Here is a 19,424-nt window from a genome sequence, read left to right on the forward strand (position 1 = left end):
AGGGACGTCTTATGAACCATTCTATGCCATGTCAGAACCAGCTCTTCCTTCCTGCCCTCGTAGAAGAGCCGCGATAATCTCGGACTGATAACATTGCCCGTCGTGTAAGTGATAAGAGAGACGAACGGAAGCTCGATCGCCCCTACAGCGTAAATTGCAAAGTGACTGACCGCATAGAAACCAGATATGATGATCTTGTCGAGATTGACCGTGACTATGGGGAGAACCTTGGAGAATCCGAGGGGAGCGGAAAAACGCAACTGGTCTCTCAGCAGGGATCCGTTGAAGGTCCATCCCTCCTCTTTTCCCAGGCATCTGCGCAATAGTAGGATTGAAGCCAAAATCCTTCCACAGGCCACAACCACCAGTCCCAACAGTACCAGGGTCAAGTCGGAGTTGAACCAGACCAAGCCGGTAATCACTAGAAACTGGGCACAAGAAAAGATTGCCTCCAGAGATGCGGAGAGCTTATGCCTGTCCAGACTATACAGAACCAAGGACACGATCGCAAAAGGGAAACCGAAAATCGGGTAGAAGCCAAAGACCGTGAGAGCCGATTTCAGATGGCTGTTATGGAAAATCCGACCTATCCAGCCCGCCGAGAACAGAAGGAGAATACTCACGGCAATTCCCAGGAGGAAAAGTATCGCCGTGGTCTGGTAGACGAAGCTCTTGATTTCACGGTTGCCCCGGAGCCGCGGGATGAAGAAGGTGACGCTCTGGTCGATCCCGAAGAGCGCCAGAGGTGTCACATAGGCAACAACCAAGACCGCCTGTTGATAGGTTCCGAAGGAGGCCCTTGTGAGCATTCTTGCCAGGACTACGCTCGTCCCGAAGGAGAACGCGGCAGACAAGAGTTTTCCGATCAGGACTATGACTACTCTTTCTGAAAGCTTCACTGGGATTCAGCCCTTTTAGTGATAAGACGGCTCTTGGAGATGTGACTTGGGCGACTCTCCCTCCACCCTCCCCCTACGAAAAGGTTCGTGGCTTAAGACGGGCCCCATTCTGCTCCAGGGCGGTCCGGAAAATCTCCTGAGCCCTCTTGCTCCAATCGAAGTTCTGCTCTACCAGCTCGGCTCCAATTCGCCCCATGGAGGCTCGCCTCTGGGGGTCCTGGAGAAGCTCAACGATTCCCCGGGCAAGCGCGGGTGGGTCTTCCGGCTCTACGAGAAGGCCGGCCCCTGTCTCTTCGACAAAGTCTAGCCCCTTGACCCTGGAGGCAACGACCGCTTTTCCACAGGCCATGTACTCATGGATTTTGAGGGGAGATACCCCGGTTCTGCTGTTTCTTTTTCTGACAAAGGGAGCCACGCAGACGTCGGCAAGATTTATGTACCTCGGAATCTCCTCGTGGGGAACCGTCCCCGTAAACAGAACGAGTCCAGAGATACTCATCGCCCCGGATTTTTTCCGGAGTTCTTCCCCGAGCCTCCCGTCCCCCACGATCAAGAACCTGGCATGGGGAACAGAGGCTGCGATCAGCGGGATGCTGTCGAGCAGGGTATCTATTCCCTGCCAGGAAGCGAGATTTCCGACAAAGAGAACCAGGGCTGCCTCCCGGGGTAATCCGAGCCGCATCCGAAGACTCTCCAGCGATCCGGGATCGTCCATGGGATGGAAGGCCGCGGTGTCCACCCCGTTGGGAACCACGGCGACCTTACCGGGATCTACACCTAAACGGCAAACGAGGTGCTGCCTCAGGCCCTCGGTGACGGCAACGATCCTGTCGGAATATTTTGCCGCAAGCCGCTCGCAACTCTTAATCACCCCTGCGACCACCCGGCCCAGAGCTCTCGGGCTCTTCATCAACCATTCCTCGCTGGGCAGTCCGTTGATTTCATAGATCAGGCGTCTCCTGAGGAGGATTTTCGGCAGCAGAGAGACCAAGGCTACGTGGTAATCACGAGCATAGGCCAAATCATGGGAGGCCAGATGGCGGCTCGAGAGAAACAACAGGTCCAAGAGCCTGGAGAGAATGCTCAACACACCTCCCATCCTCCCGTTGGAACAACGCCTTGTTTTCAGCGGAACAAAGCCGTCCGGGTCCTCTCCGAGGGGGCTTCCCGAAGCCACCAGGGTGACCTTACAGCCCATTTCACGGAGGCCCCGTACAATGCCCCGCACATGGACCGCCGGCCCCTTGGGAAGGCCCACGTCTTCCACGGTGAGATAGAGTATCTTCATATGGCCGCCAGAAGTCGGTAGGTTCGCATGAGTATCCTGCAGATCTCCGGCCACGACGCCTTCTGTCTTGCGAGCTCCATGTTCACCAGCCCCGCTCTTCGTCTCATGGCTTCGTCCCTGACTGCTTGCTTTATTCTTTCCGCCAGGGCGATTTCGTCGTCCGGAGGAACGAGGAATCCATTGACGCCCTCTTCTATCCACTCGCGGTTGGCCGGGATGTCGGTCACCACGGGAAATAGCCCGCAGGCCATGGCTTCCAGCAGAGAAAGGGACGTCCCGTCGGACGGAGAGGTCGAGACATAGATGTGAGAAGATTCCAAAAGGGCCGGCATCTGCTCGTGGTCGACCGCTCCCAGAAACCGAACCCAGGGGGCGAGGCCCCTCCGCTCCACCCTTGCTTCCAGGGCGGGCCTGGCCCGGCCATCGCCGGCAATGAGAAACAAGACATCACTCGAGTCATGCACCACGTGAGGTATCGCATCAATCAGGCAACCCACATTATAGAGGGGAAGAAGATGCCGGTTGCTCACGATCACGGTCCTGCCTTCCGGCCCGGGTAGGAGCGCCCCGGCTGGGCGGGAACGGAAGAATCTGTCTGAGACCCCCATGGGAAACACAATGGTCTTGTCCTCCACGATTCCAAGGGCCCTGATCTCCTCGGCGATGTTGCGGCTAACGGCGGTCACGGAATCGGCTCTCTTCAAGGTCCACGCGAAGAGCATCCTCAAGAGTCCCTTTTTCTCAAAGGCAAGGCGTGCGTCCGATCCATGGACCGTAACGACAACCGGGATCCTCAGGACCCTACCCACCACAACGGCTATCAATCCTGCAGGGAGAGCCCAGTGGGCATGTATCAGGCCGCAGTGGTCCTTCGTGACCACCCGCAGTCCCAGCAGCGTTCCCGAAAGGAGATAGGTCACCATTTTTACTGCCGGGATCCGCCGGTGTTCGATCAACAGCCGATTGTCAGACCAGAACCAGAACCTGTAGATTCGCTCCTGTCCCCTGGTTTCGCAGGCCTTGCTGTGCCGGAAAATGCGAGGCGTGACCACCGAGACCCGGAAATCATTCCGGACGATCTGTTCGGCCAGTTCTCCGATAAACCGGCCGTACATGGGATATGGACTCGCGGGGTCTGGATAGGCATTGGTCAAGAAACAGATCGAATCTCTCTTTTCATGCCTGTTCATTCTCTACAGCCGGGTGCTGGGGATCTCCTGATCTCGTGTCTTATCTCGAGGTTGCCTCTCTGAAGCTTGAGAATCTCCTTCCTCAATATGCCGATGAGAATCGCGATAAATCCAAAGGAGAGAAGCTGAATTCCAGCGAGCAGGAAGAGGATGACCATTGTCATCAGGGGCCGGACCGGGTTGAGGCTGCCCGCGTATTTCAAGTAGACGATATACCCCCCCATGATGAGGCCGCCGACCAAAAGTCCGATTCCCGTGATTCCGAAGATGATCATCGGTTTCTGCAGGACAGAAAACATCAGGTGGGAGATCGCAGTGCCCCTGAACCTGAATTTGGACTTCCCCTTCCTCCGCCCTCTAAGCGTGGCGGGGATCTCCTTTACCCTATACCCGAGGGCCAGGACCTTTGAAAGGATTTCGAGGTGGATCTCTTTTCCCGTGGATTCAAGCTCCAGGGAGTCCAAAACCCTTTTCCGGTAGGCCCGGAATACGCAGGTGACCGTTTTGAACTTCCCGGGCAGAGAGAAACTGAGGATCATGTTCCCCACGCGGCTCACCAGGAGCCTCGCCAGTGGAACCTTTTCGGTTCTGCCCCCCTTCATATATGGAGAGGCGAGAACAACGTCGACGTCATCCTCCTCATCGAGAACGCGGACAAGATCCAGGATGTATTCAGGGTCATAGCTCAGGTCAGCATCAATCGATACGACTATCTCTCCCCGTGCCTCGGCAAATCCCACCCTGAGTGCCTTGCCACGGCCGATGTTGTTGGGATAGGAGACAGCCCTTATGTGGGGATCCCTCGTCTCCATATCGCGGGCGATTGAGAGGGTTTCATCGTTACTCCCGTCGTCTACAGGGATGAGCTCATAGGTTCTGTTGGCCTTTTCCAGGACGGCGCTGATCCTGGAGAGTGTCGAGGCGACGTTGTCAGCCTCGTTGTACATGGGGATAATGACCGAGATGTCCAATTCTTTTTCCCGACAAAGAGGGTTCTTGAGGTAGGAATCTGCAAATACGGTGCCGAACCGCTCCGGCATGGGGAGGGAGAAGTGGAGAGAGCGAAATCCACCCCGGTAATTCTCAAGCCGGCCTGAGGAGAGACCTGTCTCCTACGGCCACCTGTTTTGCCCGCCGGGCTGGTGGTCCCGATCCCCGTTTTGGTTGATACTGATCCAGCCGCCGTACTTTGAGTTTCTCGCAAAACTCTGCCGTACCGTCTGCGGATCGGCCTGCACCCTGTAGTTCGTCTGATTTTGGCTCGTGAACTGAATCCGGTAATCGCCCACATCGACCTGAGCCGCGCCTCCAAAGAAATTGAGGCTGTTGGGAGCACAGTAGTGGCCGAATTCAGCTCGGTACTGCTCCTCTTCAGCCCGGACCGTCTCCAGAGCCACCTTTGCATCCTGGAGTCTTGCCCTGACCATATAGGAGCGGTACGACACGACACTCACTGCTGCCAGGATCGCTACAATCGCGACTACCGCGAGAAGTTCGATAAAGGTCAGACCCTTTTCATTCCTCGTCAAATGTTTTCTCATCGTAGGATTCCCGGAGATAGAATCAAAAACCGAATAGTGAGTCCGCCCCGGCTAAGGCGGACTCACTACACATTGAGATGTTACACGAATCGCCTAAACCAACAGAAGGGTTGTACATGCTACTCCTTGGGTACGTACTTCTGTGGCAGGCCGACACTGCCCCAATTCCAGTCGATGGAACCGTTGGCATTCACGCTCGGTGTCAAGGTGAGGGAGTTACCGTTCACATCATTCGCGATATTCTGGAACGTGACTGTGATGACCCCGGAAGCATTCGTGGACATTGCTGAAACGTAGCGTGTGGTGCTGACACCGACACCCAGGGTGTTGTTGATCGCCGCAACACTTCCGCATGCGGGCGGCCATGTCTCCTCGTCCTGGTAGTAGTCCCCGATGGCAGATGACACCGTACTCACCGCCCTGGTGCCCTCTGTCATTTTCGCCTTGATCTGCTGGGTCCGATACATGGGGATCGCGATTGCAGCGAGGATCCCGATGATGGCCACGACGATCATCAATTCGATGAGAGTGAAACCTTTTCTGTTCTTCATACGACTTAGCATCTGCAAAAACCTCCTTTGCCTCATTTGCTTTGGAAAGACCGATTACTCCGATTTCACCGCTGTTTGGAAAAACTCACCTCCCTTCCCTTTATGCCCGCTTCATCTCCTTTCCGGTTGTGTGATCGGTTGTGCACGATCTGTGCCAAGGGAAAAGAGGCTCATCCCACCCGGTGGCCTTCCAGCAACATATTGGAATCACTGGGTCATTCAGTAATCATGCCCTGTCTTGCAAGGGAGGCCCTTTTTCTCTGGTCCGGGGTGAGGTAACATTTATTGATTGAGAAGGACAATTTTTGTCACCTTGAGCTCCAATCGATTGCACGGCATAGCTCCCCTCCCCGGCGTGTCCCGCAAGGTTCTCAGGCCGCCGGAGCCAGTGAACTTGACGAGGAGATGGAGTTGGAATAGATTTAACAATAAAAGGTCTATCCTTTCGGGATCCGACGCATGAAGAAAAGGTCCTTGCTGAAAAAGGCTCTTTTTGCGGCGCTCTATCTGGCTCTGGGCCTGGTTGCCGTCTGTGTGTTCACCGTCTCCGGAGTCTACATGTACTTTGCCCGGGGCTTGCCCCAGATAGAGACGCTGAAGGATTACCGTCCCAAGATCATATCAACGGTCTATGCCCTCAATGGGGAGGTGATAGGTGAGTTCTTCGAGGAAAGGCGGATCGTCGTACCCATCGACGAGATACCTCAGTTCCTCATCGACGCTTTTGTGGCTGCCGAGGATTCCCGGTTTTTCGAACACAAGGGTCTCGACTACCAGGCGATTGTCAGGGCGCTCCTCAAGAATATCGAGGCCGGCGAAATCGTTCAGGGAGGAAGCACCATCACCCAGCAGGTCGCCAGATCCCTGCTCCTCTCAAACGAACGGAGTTGGTCGAGAAAGATCCGCGAGGCCATCCTGGCGGCTCGCATCGAAAGATACCTTTCAAAAAGGGAAATCCTCCATCTCTATTTGAACCAGATCTACCTCGGCCATGGGGCCTACGGTGTCGAAGCAGCAGCGGAGAACTACTTCGGCAAGAAAGTGACCGACCTCAATCTCGCCGAGGCGGCAGTCTTGGCTGGGCTGCCGAGAGCTCCCTCCAAGAACTCCCCTTACGACTACCCCGAGAATGCGCGGAAGAGGCAGATCTATGTGCTGCAACGGATGGAGGAGGACGGGTACATCACCCATGATGCGGCTGAGGAGGCTCTGGCGACAAAGCTCGAAATCAAGGCGAGGAGAAGCCGTTTTCTTGAGGTAGCCCCTTACTTCACCGAGTACGTTCGTCAGATCCTGGAAAAGAAGTACGGACGTCGGACCCTCTATACAGAGGGGCTCAAGATCTACACCAGCTTGAACGTGGATATGCAGAAGGCAGCCGATAGAGCGGTCTCCGAGGGGCTCCGTGCCCTTGACAAGCGCCAGGGATATAGAGGACCCGAGAGGCACCTTTCAAAAGACGAGATCCCGGAGTTTCTGGACAGAATTGAACGGGGGCTCGGGGGTTCATCGCCTGCTGAGGCGAAGGAATACCTGGGGGTGGTCACGGGCCTCGCCCCAGAGTCCGTTGAGGTCATGGTAGGACATTACCAGGGCCGCCTTGCACTTCAAGACATGTTATGGGCACGAAAGCCCGACCCCAAGGTCGCGTACAACACCGTCAGGGTCAAGAAACCTGGCGACGTTCTCAAGAAAGGGGATGTGATCAGAGTAAGGGTCAAGGGGGTGGATGATAAAGGTATGCTGAGTTTTGCCTTGGAACAAATTCCAAAGGTCCAGGGAGCCCTCATCAGCATGGAGATCAAGACTGGCTATGTTGTGGCCCTTGTGGGGGGGCGGGACTTCCGAGAGAGCCAGTTCAACAGGGCCATCCAGGCCAGGCGGCAACCCGGATCCGCCTTCAAACCGATCGTTTACGCGGCAGCCATAGATCATGGATATACACCTGCCACGATTATTGTCGATTCGCCCATCATCTACGATGCAACTCAGGATTACGACGCCTGGAAGCCCAAGAACTATGAAGAGAGGTTCTACGGCCCCACAACACTCCGGAACGCCCTCGCCAAGTCGAGAAACGTCATTACCGTAAAGATCGCCCAGGATCTCGGTGTTGACTATTTGATCGATTATGCCAAGCGGCTGAATCTCCAAGGCCCTTTCAACCGGGATCTCTCCATGGCCCTGGGTTCTTCGGGGGTCTCTCTCATCGATCTGACAAAGACCTATGCGGTTTTTGCCAACCAGGGGCGAGAGGTCAGGCCTATCTTTATCCGGAAGGTCGTTGATCGTGACGGGAAAATCCTTGAGCAAAACCTGCCACCCATTACTGCCGGAGAGGAAGACAACCCGGAAAGGGAGGGGAGTCCCTCAGCGAAGAAAGCTGCCGAATCCGGCCGCTCTCGGCCAGGAACAGCGGCAGCCCTGGACGAGGACTTCACCGGCGATGATCGATCAAGAAAGAGCCGCCAACTCATCAGCCCGGAGACGGCCTACATCATGACGAATCTGTTAGAAGGCGTGGTGCAAAACGGAACGGGGTGGAGGGTGAAAGCCTTGAAGAGGCCCTGTGCCGGCAAGACCGGAACGACCGACAGCCTCTACGACGCGTGGTTCATAGGGTACACCCCTACTCTCATAGCCGGTGTCTGGGTTGGCTTTGACGAGGAGGCTTCCATGGGGAAGTATGAAACCGGTTCCCGGGCAGCCAGTCCGATCTGGCTGGCCTATATGCGGGAGGTCCTCAAGGACAGGCCGATCAAGGATTTCACCGTTCCTCAGGGTATTGTTTTCAAGAGGATCGATCCGAAAACCGGCCTCCTCGCTCTCTCAAACGAGGACGGTGCCATATTTGAGTGCTTCAAAGAAGGCACCGCTCCCACCGCCTATGCGAAGAAACCCACCGCAGGGCAATCAACGGATTTCTTCAAATTCGATCTCGATTCTTCTGCCCAGCAATAACCCCGGCCGCAGCCGGCCTCATATGGTTCCCCCGAAATACTCCCTGATCTTTCCGAGGACGATCTTGGGGATATCCTCCTTTCGGGTCACATTGAAGATGCTCACATTGCCCTTGTCTGCCATGGCTTTGGTGAACCTGTGGGCGTAGTTGCTCTCTCCGATATACACAGCGGTGACGCGGTTCTTGATCCCCGAAAGGTAGGTGATGATCTTGCCGAGATTGGTGATCTTCATGTCGGTGATCAAGAAGATGTCGGGGTTTTGAGCCCCTTTCATGAGCGGCTCGAGATCCTTCAGGTTGAGCGCGGTTCCACCGCCAAAATACTTGCACAAGACCCGATAGATAACCTCCCTCTCAGAGGCGAAGTCGAGCACGATCCGGTTACCCATGGGAGCATCACTGAAATTGTAGGCACCCACCCTGGCCCCATTCCTCAGATAGGCATCTGTGGCACAAGCCGCCCCCAAAACCGCGTAAGAGAGGTTTTTCCTGGGATTAATCATACTGCCCGAAGAATCGATCAGAATAATGCAGTCCGGTGTACTCTCCTGGTCACCGAACGTCTTGCCCCAATGCTTCTTCCAGGTCTGGGTAATACCGGGCATGATCTTCCCGAAACTCGTCCATACGTCTATGTCCTGAACGGGCTTTCCCACCTCCCACGGGCTGTGGGAATGGGGATGCATGTAACCCCGTTTCTCCAGGCACTTCTTCCGGATAGGGATGGAATAGTTTTCGGCCAATTTCATGTAGTAGAGGATATCCGCATCGATGAGCCCTCCCCGTCCACGGCCCATTCCTCCTTCTGTCCCGTATCCCAGATCCGTAAGCTCTCCCTCGAAATCCTCGACCACCTCCCTGAATTCCTTCAACCCACGGGCCTCCTTTGCGAAGTCTCTCAGGCCTTGATCAACCTCCTCAGGGGAAAAGCTGGACAGGTCGTGACCGCCCATCATGTTCTCCCGCTCCTTTCCCTTCTCCTGAGACTGCTCTCGCTGCTCTTCTTCGAGGAGCTGTTTGATAACACGGGTGAACCTATGGACACTCTCAGGCCATCTCCCTCTGTCGAGATAGGGGATTCGCGAGAGCCGCCGCACGGTCTTGGGATCGCCTCGCGAGCCCAGGTCGATGCCCCAGATTTTCTCGTAAAGGGAAAATATCACCTCCTCAAGGAGGCCCCTCTCCATGTTTCTGTACAGTCTGGGAAGAGTGGTCTCATTCCTTTTCACACAGTTGGTATCCACTACCACATCCATGAAACAGCCGGCAGCCCGTTTTGCCAGGTCTTTGTCTCCCACAACCCTCTTGGCCTCGGCGTAAATAGTAAGGTGGGTCTTGAAATCCCACGGGCAGTAAGAATGGTGACCGACACCGTGATCGAGCAGCGCCTCGAGGACCTCCTCTGTTTCCATCTTCTCACCCAGGCGGTCAAGGAAATCTCCGCTCAGGGTGATCTGTTTGTTCTTCATCTCCATGGCAACGTTGCCATGGATTTGCCCAACTCTCGGCTTGGGAATCTCCGGGAAGAGATGCTTTCTCCTGACCTTTTGCCAGAGTCGATCAACAGCTTCAGTCTGCTTCGAGGGTCTCACTTTCTCCACCATCAACCATTCCTGGGAGAGTATCGACCGTCCTTCGGGTATATTAGTTGCTCTCTCTCGTAAATCTTCCCGTCCATGATGTTTCCCAATCCCCTGATTCTTCCGCCCACCCGGATCTCTCCACCCATCATCCATTCCCCGGTGTGATGCCCCACATTCTTTGTGATGACGAGCTTCCCACTTCTCATTCCTGCACCAGCATAGTTCTTGGCGCTCCCCTCGATAATGAGTTCGCCCCCTTCCACCCCGATTCCTGCAAAATCCCCTACATTTCCTTCGATGAGTAGCCTCTTTCCCGCAGGTAACCGGTATCCCAGGAGGTTGATCTGGGTCTTGATGTCCTCCAGTTTCAGGACCACCTCATCCTCCTCACAATGGTTGCACAGAGCTGCAATGTAGATCCCCGCAGGCCCGGTGATCATGTAAGGAATACGGTCACTGCTGTCCAGTTCGTAGCAGAAATCCTCGATGTCTTCGGGCTTGAATTCCAGTCCCTTGATGCTCTTCTCTGCATTAGCATATGCCTTGATGACCGTATTGTACTGTACCAGCCAGACCAGCTCCTTGACCTCTTCTTCGAGGAGTTTCTCGTATCCCTCCATGATTCGAGCCATGGTGACGTTTTTCGATTTGACGATCTGGTCGAGAGGGATATCCCTCCTCCTTCGTTCAAAGTCTTTGAACTCTTCAAATGGATTCCTCATGACGGCTCCATGGAAAGATCCTTCATTATCTCCAGGTAGACAGGATGATCACCCTCTATGGGTTCGAGCTCTTCGCCATTAAGAATGCGGAATCCCACACCCAGAGCCTCTTTTATTCGATCCCCCTGTTCATCGTAGCGACGGAGCATCTCCTTGACCGCCCCCTTGGCCAAAAACAGCATGAATGGATCGTTTCGCCTCGACTTCTCCATCCTAGCCAGATACTCGTCCCTCCACCGGATCCGATGGGCAAGGGTATACGGGATCACAACCTTGACATGCTCGATTCCCACCTCTCTGTCTTCCAGAAACCACGCCAGGATCTGACTGTAACTCCTTATCGACATGGGGAGCCGGTTGGAAGCGCAGTTCTTGATCTCGTGGCAGAAGTACCCGCTGTAATGGCATCCCTCCACGCAGTTTTCAACCGATCGCTTTTGGCCATGGTAATAACAGAAGGAAAGCTCTGCCAGTGTCATCCGTGTAAACGCGCTGGCATCGGTGCTGAAATCGAGGCCACGAACCTGAGACAGGATCAGCCTTCTCTCCTCCTGGCTCAGGAGCTTCAGCCCCACCCGAGACTCGAGGAACTCGCCGAAACGATTGGAAACCGCCTCCACCTCGGAGAGCTTCGTATGGTATGGAATCTTTCGATTCAAAACCTCCTCAAAATCCCTTTCCAACTCCGGATGGCGCAGAATGTTCTCCTTGTCCCAGCATTCAGCCACGAGATAGGAGACATTCGGTCCTGGATGACGGGACTCCACGAGGATATCGAACCTGTCGATCATCGGAGGGATGATGGTATTGGTACCCTGGTCCTGGTAATTGGCAGTCGCAAAAAGGCAGTATTCCTCATTTATGATCATCTCGTTGAGGTACTCCCAGTTACCCCTGTCCACCCCGTCCAGAATCATGCTCTGTTTTGTCTCTGGAAGGCGGTTGATCTCATCCACGATCTTGACAGGAATCTGAGAGAAATGACTCCATACCACCTCCTCGATCCCCTTGTTCAACTTACCCAGATCCGGCCTCCCGATTATCTTCTCCTCGGTCTGCTCTGGATGGCCAGAAACCTCACTGCTCCAGATAACACCCACCGGTATCTGGTAAACCAGAGAACCGATAAACTCGGCAGAGGTCGTCTTCCCCACCCCGGGTTCTCCGATAATCAGCTCTTTGCCCCTGCCTAGAGCGGTGAGAAGCCCAAAAAGAAGAGAGGTGTTGAATCTTTCCCCCTTGATCTCCATGTCAGGCCGATTGAAATAGAGATTTTCCTCGAGGAAGCGATAGATCTCCTTGACCCTTTTCTGGTAGAAACCGTCCCCCTGGGACACGGATGTCCCTTTGTTGCTCTCCCCTTTCCCGTTTACCTTCATCGAAACCCTCTTCCAGTGTACCGTAGACTACATTTGAAAATAACATGTGGATGTGACGAAATCAAGAAGACGAACACGGGTGTCTCCTCTGTCCTTGATCGGGAATTCTTACAGCCTGTATGCTGGAACGGCATAGATGGAGGATTCAGGGCGGTTCGAGTTGAAGGCCTTCCAAGAGATTCTACTCTTACTCCATCTGGCCGGGCTTCTCGGCTGCCACGGGGACATTCTCTATCATAAAGAGCCAGAAGCCCCGGTCCTTCTTGAGCAGAAGGCAGTAACCGCGCAGGAAGGCACCAAAGCGTTCCAGGTCGGCCCGGGGCATGAGAGGACCCTGTTCTTCCAGAAAAGAGCGAAGCCTGATGAGCAGATGGGTCCAGCCTCTCTGGTGGCATGTTCTGGCCACTTCAGCGGCCGAATCTGAATTCGCGAGGATCCCAGTGAACGTATAAGCCTCAAAAACGGCATCGGAAAAATAGGAACGCTCGAGATAGTAGCCGCGATTGCCGGTCTTGACCATCAATAAAACGGCGTGTTTTGGGAGTTCGCGGTTTATGTACCGATACATCCCATAGTATGGGAGCCTCTCGAGGAGGTATCTGTCGGTGGATTCCCTGCCTAGCAGATGATCGAGGTATCTCCCCCTGTGCCAGAGGGCGACAATCCCTCGGCCGTTGAACAGAGTGGCGACAAGGATGCACGAAACCGCGAGGTTTTCGATTCGCCTCCTGGTAATGACCGGGGTGGTGATTCTTTCTGCAACCCCCGCCAGGAAGATCTGAACAAAAAAACCTCCCAGTACTGCCATGACGGGCAGAATAGGCAGAAGGAACCTGGCCTGTTGCGAAGTCGACGACCAGTAGGCAAGATAGACCAGGCTCAATCCGAGAAGGATCTCCCCCGGTCTGCCTCTCTTCTCTCTTCTTACAAGCAGGAGGAGCCAAGCGAGGAGGCAAAAGGCATTCAGCTCGCCGTCATATCGGCTGACGGAGTCGAATCTGGCGGCCAAAAAGACCCGTACCGGCGCAACCACATAGTCGAGTATGCCTTTGTGTGCGCCGCCGTACTGGGCCAGCATTATCTGATAAAGCCCGGCCCGCTCAGCGTCCCAGCCCGGAGAGGAGGACGGGAACAGACCCCAGAAAAAGGGGTAGACGGGGTTGCCGGTTAGAACCAGGTTTCTCGCCCACCATGGCAAAGCTAGAACCAGGGCCGTGACAAGTGGCACGGCTACCGTCGAAATCGTCTTGTTCCAGCCCTGGTACGTCGATTTTCTCAATTCAATCAGCAGGCCTAGAGGGACAACCATGAGGAGGATCAGGCTGGTATATTTGCATCCGTTTGCCGCTCCCATGAAAAACCCCAGAAGGAGCAGCCAGCGTCTCTGCCTGTCATTTTGCCAGCGGAGAAAACAGAGGACGACGAGTGTCCAGTAGAAGGCATTGGCGAGATCGACGTAGGCCCAGGTCATCTCTGCCCAGAGAGTCGCTGTGGCCGCCAGGGCACAGACAGACAAGAGGCATATCTCCCGTCTGAGTCCCAGGACGCCTCCAAGAAAAAACGTCGCCGCCAGACAGGCAATGCCGAAGCCGGCATGGACCAAGGCCGGATAAGGGCTGCCGAGTCCCAAGGCGATGGTGTAGAGGGCTTCCATGAGGCCCGGGAAATATCCGTAAACGTTCTGCGGTACTTCCACCCACTGGTGAGACTCCAGGTAGAGTTTGGGCAGGGCGAGGTGATAGACGAGGCTGTCTCGGGCAGTTGGTGGAGTGAGGGCACCACCCATGGCCAGAACAACGAGGCAGAGCGGAGGAATCACCATGGACCATTCTAGCCAGCCCCTCGGCAACGTCTGCTTGATCCTCTCGGCAAGCCCACCCTCCGTGTGAATTTGGAATATCCAGAACAAAAAAAAGGCTATGCCGGGTAGGAGAACGAGAAGAAGACAGACTCTGTAAAGAAGAGAGGTGACTCCCAGAAGAAGTACAAGATGGGCGATGATCCAAAGCCCAACACCCAGGCGGATCAACAGGTGCCCTCGAAACCACTTCCCGAGGACCAGGCGTCCGTATCCGAGGCCGCTCGAGAAGATCGAAAGGGTTATTAGGATACTCTCCATCATGGACGATTCTTCCCAGGTGCGGACCCGGCTTCTCATCGAAAGACCGCACAGACCGGAAGCTATGCAAATTCCCTACCTACTCTTCACCAAAAAACCGTCGCGAAGCGAACATCACGAGGCTCCCGTGGATCCGCATCTACGAGCCGAGCCTACCTGGAGGGACGGTTCGGGCAGAGGTCTTCTCGAGGTGCAAAACTCCGGAACTTCTGCCCGCTTGACTATCCGGAGGCCAGGTTGTATCAACCAATAGATTCCCGTCGTCCTGAGAACGAGGACTCGGTGGCGTTGCGGGGAAGACGCGAGATTGGTACGCGGGAGGGGAAGTAGGCGTTCGTGCGATAAGACGACAGGGGTGCTGACGTTATGAGACTTTCGATCATAATTCCGGTCTGTAATGAGCGTCCCTTTATATCCCAGGTACTCCGGCGGATAGGGAAGGTTCGCCTAAGAGGGGTCGAGAAAGAGATCATTGTCGTTGACGATTTCTCCACCGATGGAACAAGGGAGTTCCTGCATCAACTGGCCCATGCACAAGAGGAATCCGATCTGGTGGACCTGGGCCTGATGGAATCAGGCGGGAAACTCGATTTTGCCGATATGAAGATTCTCTTTCAGGAGAAAAACCGCGGAAAAGGAGCAGCCCTCCGCCGGGGATTTGCCGAAGCACGGGGAGATGTCGTAGTGGTACAGGATGCAGACCTCGAATACGACCCCACGGAATACAGGAAGCTCTTGGAGCCGATTCAGCAAGGTATGGCAGACGTGGTGTACGGCTCCAGATTTCTCGGCGGCCCGCACCGTGTATTGTATTTTTGGCATTACGTGGGCAACAAATTCCTGACCATCCTCTCAAACATGTTCTCCAACCTGAATCTCACCGACATAGAGACCTGTTACAAAATGTTTCGCAGAGAGGTACTGGAAGGTGTCGAGATCAAGGAGAACCGATTCGGAGTCGAACCCGAGCTAACAGCAAAGATTGCAAAAAAACGATGGCGAGTCTACGAGGTCCCGATTTCCTACTACGGCCGTACTTACGCGGAGGGCAAGAAAATCTGTTGGAAAGACGGGCTCAAAGCGGTTTATTGTATCATCCGTTACAACCTACTCCCCTGACCGAAAACGCCAAGCGGGACTCGATCCTGAAACCCGACTCTCCCCTCGAACGGGGGATTCAGACCCTTGGCAGGAATCTATCTTCCTCCGGGCCTCGCTGCTGCGATCGAATCCAATGCCGAAGGGGGGACTCGAACCCCCACAGGCATACACCTACTAGACCCTGAACCTAGCGCGTCTACCAGTTCCGCCACTTCGGCATTCGACCCGGAGGGATTCCTCCAATGATCAGAACCAGTGTCGTCATTCTAAATCATTTCATATACCCCTTTGTTGTCTTTTGTCAAGGGAAAGGTGCGTGGGCTTCCCCCATTTTCTGGAAACCTCTTGTTCCAGAGCGACATTGCCGAGGCGGCGGGGCACCCATCGAGATTGACCGGGGAGGGGAGAGGCCGTGTTCGTGATTCGTGTTCGTGGGGAAGGGGAGAAACGCCGCGCTGGCGAACACGAGGTATCCCCCGGGAAATCGAGAAATGCCATTGCAAATCACGGCAGTTCAAGAGATCGGCTTCTAAAACTAGGGGAAATCGAACCCTCATCGAGGACTTCCCCCACTTTTCGGAGCGCACGTCCTAAGTTATCTTGATTTCCAGGGATGTATTTTGATTCTCAAGTGGAAACCTCTTGTTCCTTCGCTCCTGAGCTCACGCGGTGACCCTATCAAGGTTCGCGGGTGGGGAATTCCTGCCCCTTCCCCACGAACACGAGCACGAGCCACGAACACGAATCATGAACACGACCTCTCCCTCAACTCCCAGGCAGAAGAACTCCACCAGGCCCGGGAGGGCGGCCTGTTATGGGGAGACGGACTGCTGAGGATGGCGGATCCGGGCTTTTACTGGGTAGAGACTCATGACCCTTCTTGCCAACTCCTTTCTTACCCTGTCCTTCTGCTCCATAAGAATCTGAAACGTGTATTGGAGGCGTTTGTCTCCGTCGAACCCCTGAAACGAACCTGGGTCACAAATGGTCCGGGCCATGGAATCAATGCAGAAGGCCACCTTTGAATAGATAGATGCTGTCGACACCGGACAGCGCCTCTCTTCGGATTTCTTGAAGACACCGGGGTCGTGGAAGACGGTACCCAGGTAATCGATTCTGACTCGGAATGGACTACCGTCACGGCCGAGCCTGCTCTCCACGGCCGTTTCGAGCGCTTCGAAGGCGGCCTTACCCTCGTGGAAGTCTGACACCTGGTTCACGAGGATGAGAGGTCTGAAGAATCGCCTCGTCCTGTAGCCCTTGATTCGCTTTGACAGCCGGCTCTCCAACTGCTTGAACCGGGAAAAACACGCCCGCACAGAGCCGTAGGCACTGACAAGGTCGTTCGAACAAGCCACCACCACGGTCCTGTCCGCCAGCAGGGCGAAATCGACCATCTGGCGCGAAATACCCGAGGCGAGGTCGAGGACCACAAAGTCGAAACCCTTGCTGATCCTGATGAAGTTCTTTAAGAACCGCATCTTCTGCAGGTAATTGAGATTGGCCATAAGGAAATTGCCCCGGTCACCGCCAACCAAAAAAAACCCGTATGGAGTCTGTTCGATGAGATCCTCCAAGGGCTTTTCTCTGGAAAAGAAATCGGCCAGATTGTACCTGGGATAGAATCCAAGTCGGTCCGAGATGATTCCATTGCCCAGATCCGTGTCAATAAGAAGCACGCGGGCATGCCTCTTGGCCATTGCCGCTGACAGGCTGACCGCCAAATGGGTCTTCCCGACCCCACCCTTGCTGGATGTCAATGCGAGAATCTCTCCCCTCGGCTCCATCGGTCTTTCTCCCGACCCTCGACTCGGAGAGGGAAACCGGCAACCGCCCTGCGGTGTCCTCCCCTCGCCCGCCGTCTCTACTACTGATCGGACAAAAGCAGCAAAACATGAACCGTGGAAGCACCCGTCCACCCACCGAGGGTAAGCGGCAAATGGCAGAGCTTGTCCGCGCACGCCGAACTCTGGAGGGTCTCCGCGAAAGCTCAGAAGCAAAGGGTCAAGGGTATGGTCGGGTCACAGAGACAAACAGAATCGAAAAATCGACGGTTGGCAGGAGATTCTGCCACCCCTCACAACAACAGGGGGGCGATCACCAATGAGACAACGCTCATCAACTTGATCAGAATATTCATGGAGGGTCCAGAGGTATCCTTGAAGGGGTCGCCGATCGTATCTCCAATGACTGCAGCCTTATGGGCCTCAGAGCCCTTCCCGCCTAGATGTCCTGCCTCGATGTACTTCTTTGCGTTATCCCAGGCACCGCCGCCGTTGGCCATGAAAAGTGCCAGGAGTACTCCGGTAAGCGTTGCCCCTCCGAGCATCCCGCCAAGGGCATGGGGCCCTATGATGTATCCCACGAGGATAGGAGCCAGGACGGCCGTGCAGCCGGGAATAATCATCTCCTTCAAAGCCGCTCTGGCGGCGATATCCACACACCTGGCCGAATCCGGCTTGCCCGTGCCTTCCATGATCCCCGGAATCTCCCGAAACTGTCTCCGGATCTCCTCAACCATTTGGAAGGCCGCTTTTCCTACAGAGGCCATGGTCATTGAAGCAACCAGAAAAGGGATGATCCCTCCAATAAACAGACCGATCACCACCAAGGGGTCGGTGATGTTTATGATTTTCAACCCCACCGCCTGGGAATAGGCCGTAAAAAGGGCAAGGGCGGTGAGTGCGGCAGATCCTATGGCAAAACCCTTCCCTATCGCGGCCGTTGTATTCCCCAGAGCATCGAGCCCGTCCGTGATTTTCCTCGTCTCGGGGCCAAGGCCAGCCATCTCGGCAATTCCTCCCGCATTGTCGGCGACGGGGCCGTAGGCGTCGACCGACATGGTGGCCCCCACAGTTGAAAGCATCCCAACCGCCGAGATTCCGATTCCATAGATTCCGGCGAATTTGGACGCCACGAACGTGGCCAGGCAGATCCCCAGCACAGGGAGAGCCACGCTCTCCATTCCCACGGAGAGCCCCGTGATCACGAGTGTGGCCGGCCCTGTCTTGGCAGACTCGGCGATTACTCTGATCGGCTTGGCAGAGGTATAGTATTCTGCCAAGAGCCCGATAATGATTCCCACCCCAAGGCCGGAGAGGAGGGCATAGAAAATGCCCACCGGGAGTCCCGTAGCACTGATCACGAGGTAGCTGAACAGGACGAGGAACCCTGCTGCAACAAAAGTGGAGTATCGGAGTGCAGCCTGGGGACTCAGCTTTTCCAGGATCTTTATGGAGAGTATCCCGAGAAAGGAGGCACAAATCCCGACCATAACGATCATTAGTGGAAGCGACATGTAGAACGGCTGAAGAGGCCCCTGGCACATGGCAGCCGTGGCACCGATGGCGATGGTGGCCACGATGGAACCCACGTAGGATTCGAATATGTCGGCTCCCATGCCCGCGATGTCTCCCACATTGTCCCCTACGTTGTCTGCGATGACCCCTGGATTTCGCGGATCGTCCTCTGGAATCCCGGCCTCAACCTTACCGACGAGATCAGAGCCCACATCAGCACTCTTGGTATAGATACCCCCGCCGAGTCTTGCAAAGAGGGCGATCGAACTTGCACCCATGGCGAAACCGTTGATAACCGTGGAAGTTTGTGGACTGTGACCAAAGAAGTAGAAGAAAACGCCCACACCCAGAAGACCGAGGCTAGCCACAGACATACCCATGACAGCCCCCCCTGCAAAGGAGACACTCAGGGCCTTCGACTGGCCGTGGGTGAAGGCGGCCTGAGCAGTCCGTACATTGGCCTTGGTGGCCGCGTTCATTCCGAAGAAGCCGGCCATCATCGAACAGAAAGCACCTGAAGAGAAGGCCACACCGGTATAGAAACCGATCTTCCACCAGAGCAGAAGGAAAACTATGACAATGAACCCAGCCAGGATCGAGTATTCTCTTTCGAGAAAAACCATGGCCCCCTTGTGGATCATTGCTTCCAGTTCCCGCATGAGATCCGAACCTTCTGGAAATCTCATGATGTAGGCATAGATCAGGGATGCGAAGATCAACCCCCCTATCCCGAAATAGGGGGCATAGTTCACGAAGTCTCCCATTGTAACCTCCCCTGTTCGAAGATCGA

General features: G+C 55.1%; 14 protein-coding genes and 1 tRNA gene. 2 read left to right on the top strand and 13 right to left on the bottom strand.

From position 1 onward, the window contains the following. The 6 genes from JRJ26_12260 to JRJ26_12285 form a co-directional block, all read right to left on the bottom strand. The coding region (locus JRJ26_12260; protein MBW2058258.1) for an oligosaccharide flippase family protein at window positions 1-899 on the bottom strand (899 nt) is incomplete at its 3' end. Window positions 900-972: 73 nt separating this feature from the next. After that, on the bottom strand, window positions 973-2,187 hold the full coding sequence (locus JRJ26_12265) for a glycosyltransferase family 4 protein (protein ID MBW2058259.1): 1,215 nt from the start codon (window positions 2,185-2,187) through the stop codon (window positions 973-975). Then, window positions 2,184-3,377, bottom strand: coding sequence for a glycosyltransferase (locus JRJ26_12270; protein MBW2058260.1), 1,194 nt, complete (start codon window positions 3,375-3,377; stop codon window positions 2,184-2,186). The genes JRJ26_12265 and JRJ26_12270 overlap by 4 nt, the downstream gene beginning before the upstream one ends. Then, window positions 3,374-4,348 carry a glycosyltransferase gene (locus tag JRJ26_12275; protein MBW2058261.1) on the bottom strand — a complete coding sequence of 325 codons (975 nt, stop codon included), beginning with the start codon at window positions 4,346-4,348 and terminating at the stop codon, window positions 3,374-3,376. The genes JRJ26_12270 and JRJ26_12275 overlap by 4 nt, the downstream gene beginning before the upstream one ends. Window positions 4,349-4,489: 141 nt before the next feature. Beyond that, entirely contained in the window at window positions 4,490-4,906 is a 417-nt protein-coding gene (locus JRJ26_12280; GenBank protein ID MBW2058262.1) for a prepilin-type N-terminal cleavage/methylation domain-containing protein, read from the bottom strand. 131 nt (window positions 4,907-5,037) lie between these two features. After that, window positions 5,038-5,469, bottom strand: a complete 432-nt coding sequence (locus JRJ26_12285; protein ID MBW2058263.1) for a pilin — start codon at window positions 5,467-5,469, stop codon at window positions 5,038-5,040. Window positions 5,470-5,928: 459 nt separating this feature from the next. Between JRJ26_12285 and JRJ26_12290 the strand changes: the two genes are divergently transcribed. Next, window positions 5,929-8,430: a PBP1A family penicillin-binding protein gene (locus tag JRJ26_12290; protein MBW2058264.1), complete on the top strand. Its 2,502-nt coding sequence runs from the start codon at window positions 5,929-5,931 to the stop codon at window positions 8,428-8,430. An 18-nt stretch (window positions 8,431-8,448) separates the two neighbouring features. On the opposite strand, the gene JRJ26_12295 is transcribed toward JRJ26_12290, so the two are convergent. From JRJ26_12295 to JRJ26_12310, 4 genes are all read right to left on the bottom strand, one after another. After that, window positions 8,449-10,035: a VWA domain-containing protein gene (locus JRJ26_12295; protein MBW2058265.1), complete on the bottom strand. Its 1,587-nt coding sequence runs from the start codon at window positions 10,033-10,035 to the stop codon at window positions 8,449-8,451. Further along, window positions 10,035-10,736: a hypothetical protein gene (locus JRJ26_12300; protein ID MBW2058266.1), complete on the bottom strand. Its 702-nt coding sequence runs from the start codon at window positions 10,734-10,736 to the stop codon at window positions 10,035-10,037. Before JRJ26_12300 ends, JRJ26_12295 begins: the two co-directional genes overlap by 1 nt. Next, the gene (locus JRJ26_12305; GenBank protein ID MBW2058267.1) at window positions 10,733-12,115 is read right to left on the bottom strand and encodes a hypothetical protein; all 1,383 of its coding nucleotides are present in this window, start codon (window positions 12,113-12,115) and stop codon (window positions 10,733-10,735) included. Before JRJ26_12305 ends, JRJ26_12300 begins: the two co-directional genes overlap by 4 nt. A 187-nt stretch (window positions 12,116-12,302) precedes the next feature. Then, on the bottom strand, window positions 12,303-14,237 hold the full coding sequence (locus JRJ26_12310; GenBank protein ID MBW2058268.1) for a phospholipid carrier-dependent glycosyltransferase: 1,935 nt from the start codon (window positions 14,235-14,237) through the stop codon (window positions 12,303-12,305). Between the two features lie 363 nt (window positions 14,238-14,600). Here JRJ26_12310 and JRJ26_12315 point away from each other — a divergent pair, with 363 nt between their 5' ends. Then, window positions 14,601-15,353, top strand: a complete 753-nt coding sequence (locus JRJ26_12315; protein MBW2058269.1) for a glycosyltransferase family 2 protein — start codon at window positions 14,601-14,603, stop codon at window positions 15,351-15,353. Window positions 15,354-15,469: 116 nt separating this feature from the next. Here JRJ26_12315 and JRJ26_12320 read toward each other — a convergent pair. From JRJ26_12320 to JRJ26_12330, 3 genes are all read right to left on the bottom strand, one after another. Continuing rightward, window positions 15,470-15,553 (bottom strand) — tRNA-Leu (locus JRJ26_12320). 594 nt (window positions 15,554-16,147) lie between these two features. Further along, window positions 16,148-17,122 (bottom strand): AAA family ATPase, encoded by a 975-nt coding sequence (locus JRJ26_12325; GenBank protein ID MBW2058270.1) that lies wholly within the window; start codon window positions 17,120-17,122, stop codon window positions 16,148-16,150. A 290-nt stretch (window positions 17,123-17,412) separates the two neighbouring features. Then, window positions 17,413-19,398 carry a sodium-translocating pyrophosphatase gene (locus JRJ26_12330; protein MBW2058271.1) on the bottom strand — a complete coding sequence of 662 codons (1,986 nt, stop codon included), beginning with the start codon at window positions 19,396-19,398 and terminating at the stop codon, window positions 17,413-17,415. Window positions 19,399-19,424: the final 26 nt, after the last annotated feature.

It is taken from the genome of Deltaproteobacteria bacterium (genome assembly GCA_019308905.1).
Lineage (GTDB): Bacteria > Desulfobacterota > BSN033 > WVXP01 > WVXP01 > JAFDHF01.

Coding starts and splice junctions, on each gene's coding strand:
- JRJ26_12265 (MBW2058259.1), bottom strand. CDS start 2,187: ATGAAGATACTCTATCTCACCGTGGAAGACGTGGGCCTTCCCAAGGGG.
- JRJ26_12270 (MBW2058260.1), bottom strand. CDS start 3,377: ATGAACAGGCATGAAAAGAGAGATTCGATCTGTTTCTTGACCAATGCC.
- JRJ26_12285 (MBW2058263.1), bottom strand. CDS start 5,469: ATGAAGAACAGAAAAGGTTTCACTCTCATCGAATTGATGATCGTCGTG.
- JRJ26_12290 (MBW2058264.1), top strand. CDS start 5,929: ATGAAGAAAAGGTCCTTGCTGAAAAAGGCTCTTTTTGCGGCGCTCTAT.
- JRJ26_12295 (MBW2058265.1), bottom strand. CDS start 10,035: ATGGTGGAGAAAGTGAGACCCTCGAAGCAGACTGAAGCTGTTGATCGA.
- JRJ26_12300 (MBW2058266.1), bottom strand. CDS start 10,736: ATGAGGAATCCATTTGAAGAGTTCAAAGACTTTGAACGAAGGAGGAGG.
- JRJ26_12305 (MBW2058267.1), bottom strand. CDS start 12,115: ATGAAGGTAAACGGGAAAGGGGAGAGCAACAAAGGGACATCCGTGTCC.
- JRJ26_12310 (MBW2058268.1), bottom strand. CDS start 14,237: ATGATGGAGAGTATCCTAATAACCCTTTCGATCTTCTCGAGCGGCCTC.
- JRJ26_12315 (MBW2058269.1), top strand. CDS start 14,601: ATGAGACTTTCGATCATAATTCCGGTCTGTAATGAGCGTCCCTTTATA.
- JRJ26_12325 (MBW2058270.1), bottom strand. CDS start 17,122: ATGGAGCCGAGGGGAGAGATTCTCGCATTGACATCCAGCAAGGGTGGG.
- JRJ26_12330 (MBW2058271.1), bottom strand. CDS start 19,398: ATGGGAGACTTCGTGAACTATGCCCCCTATTTCGGGATAGGGGGGTTG.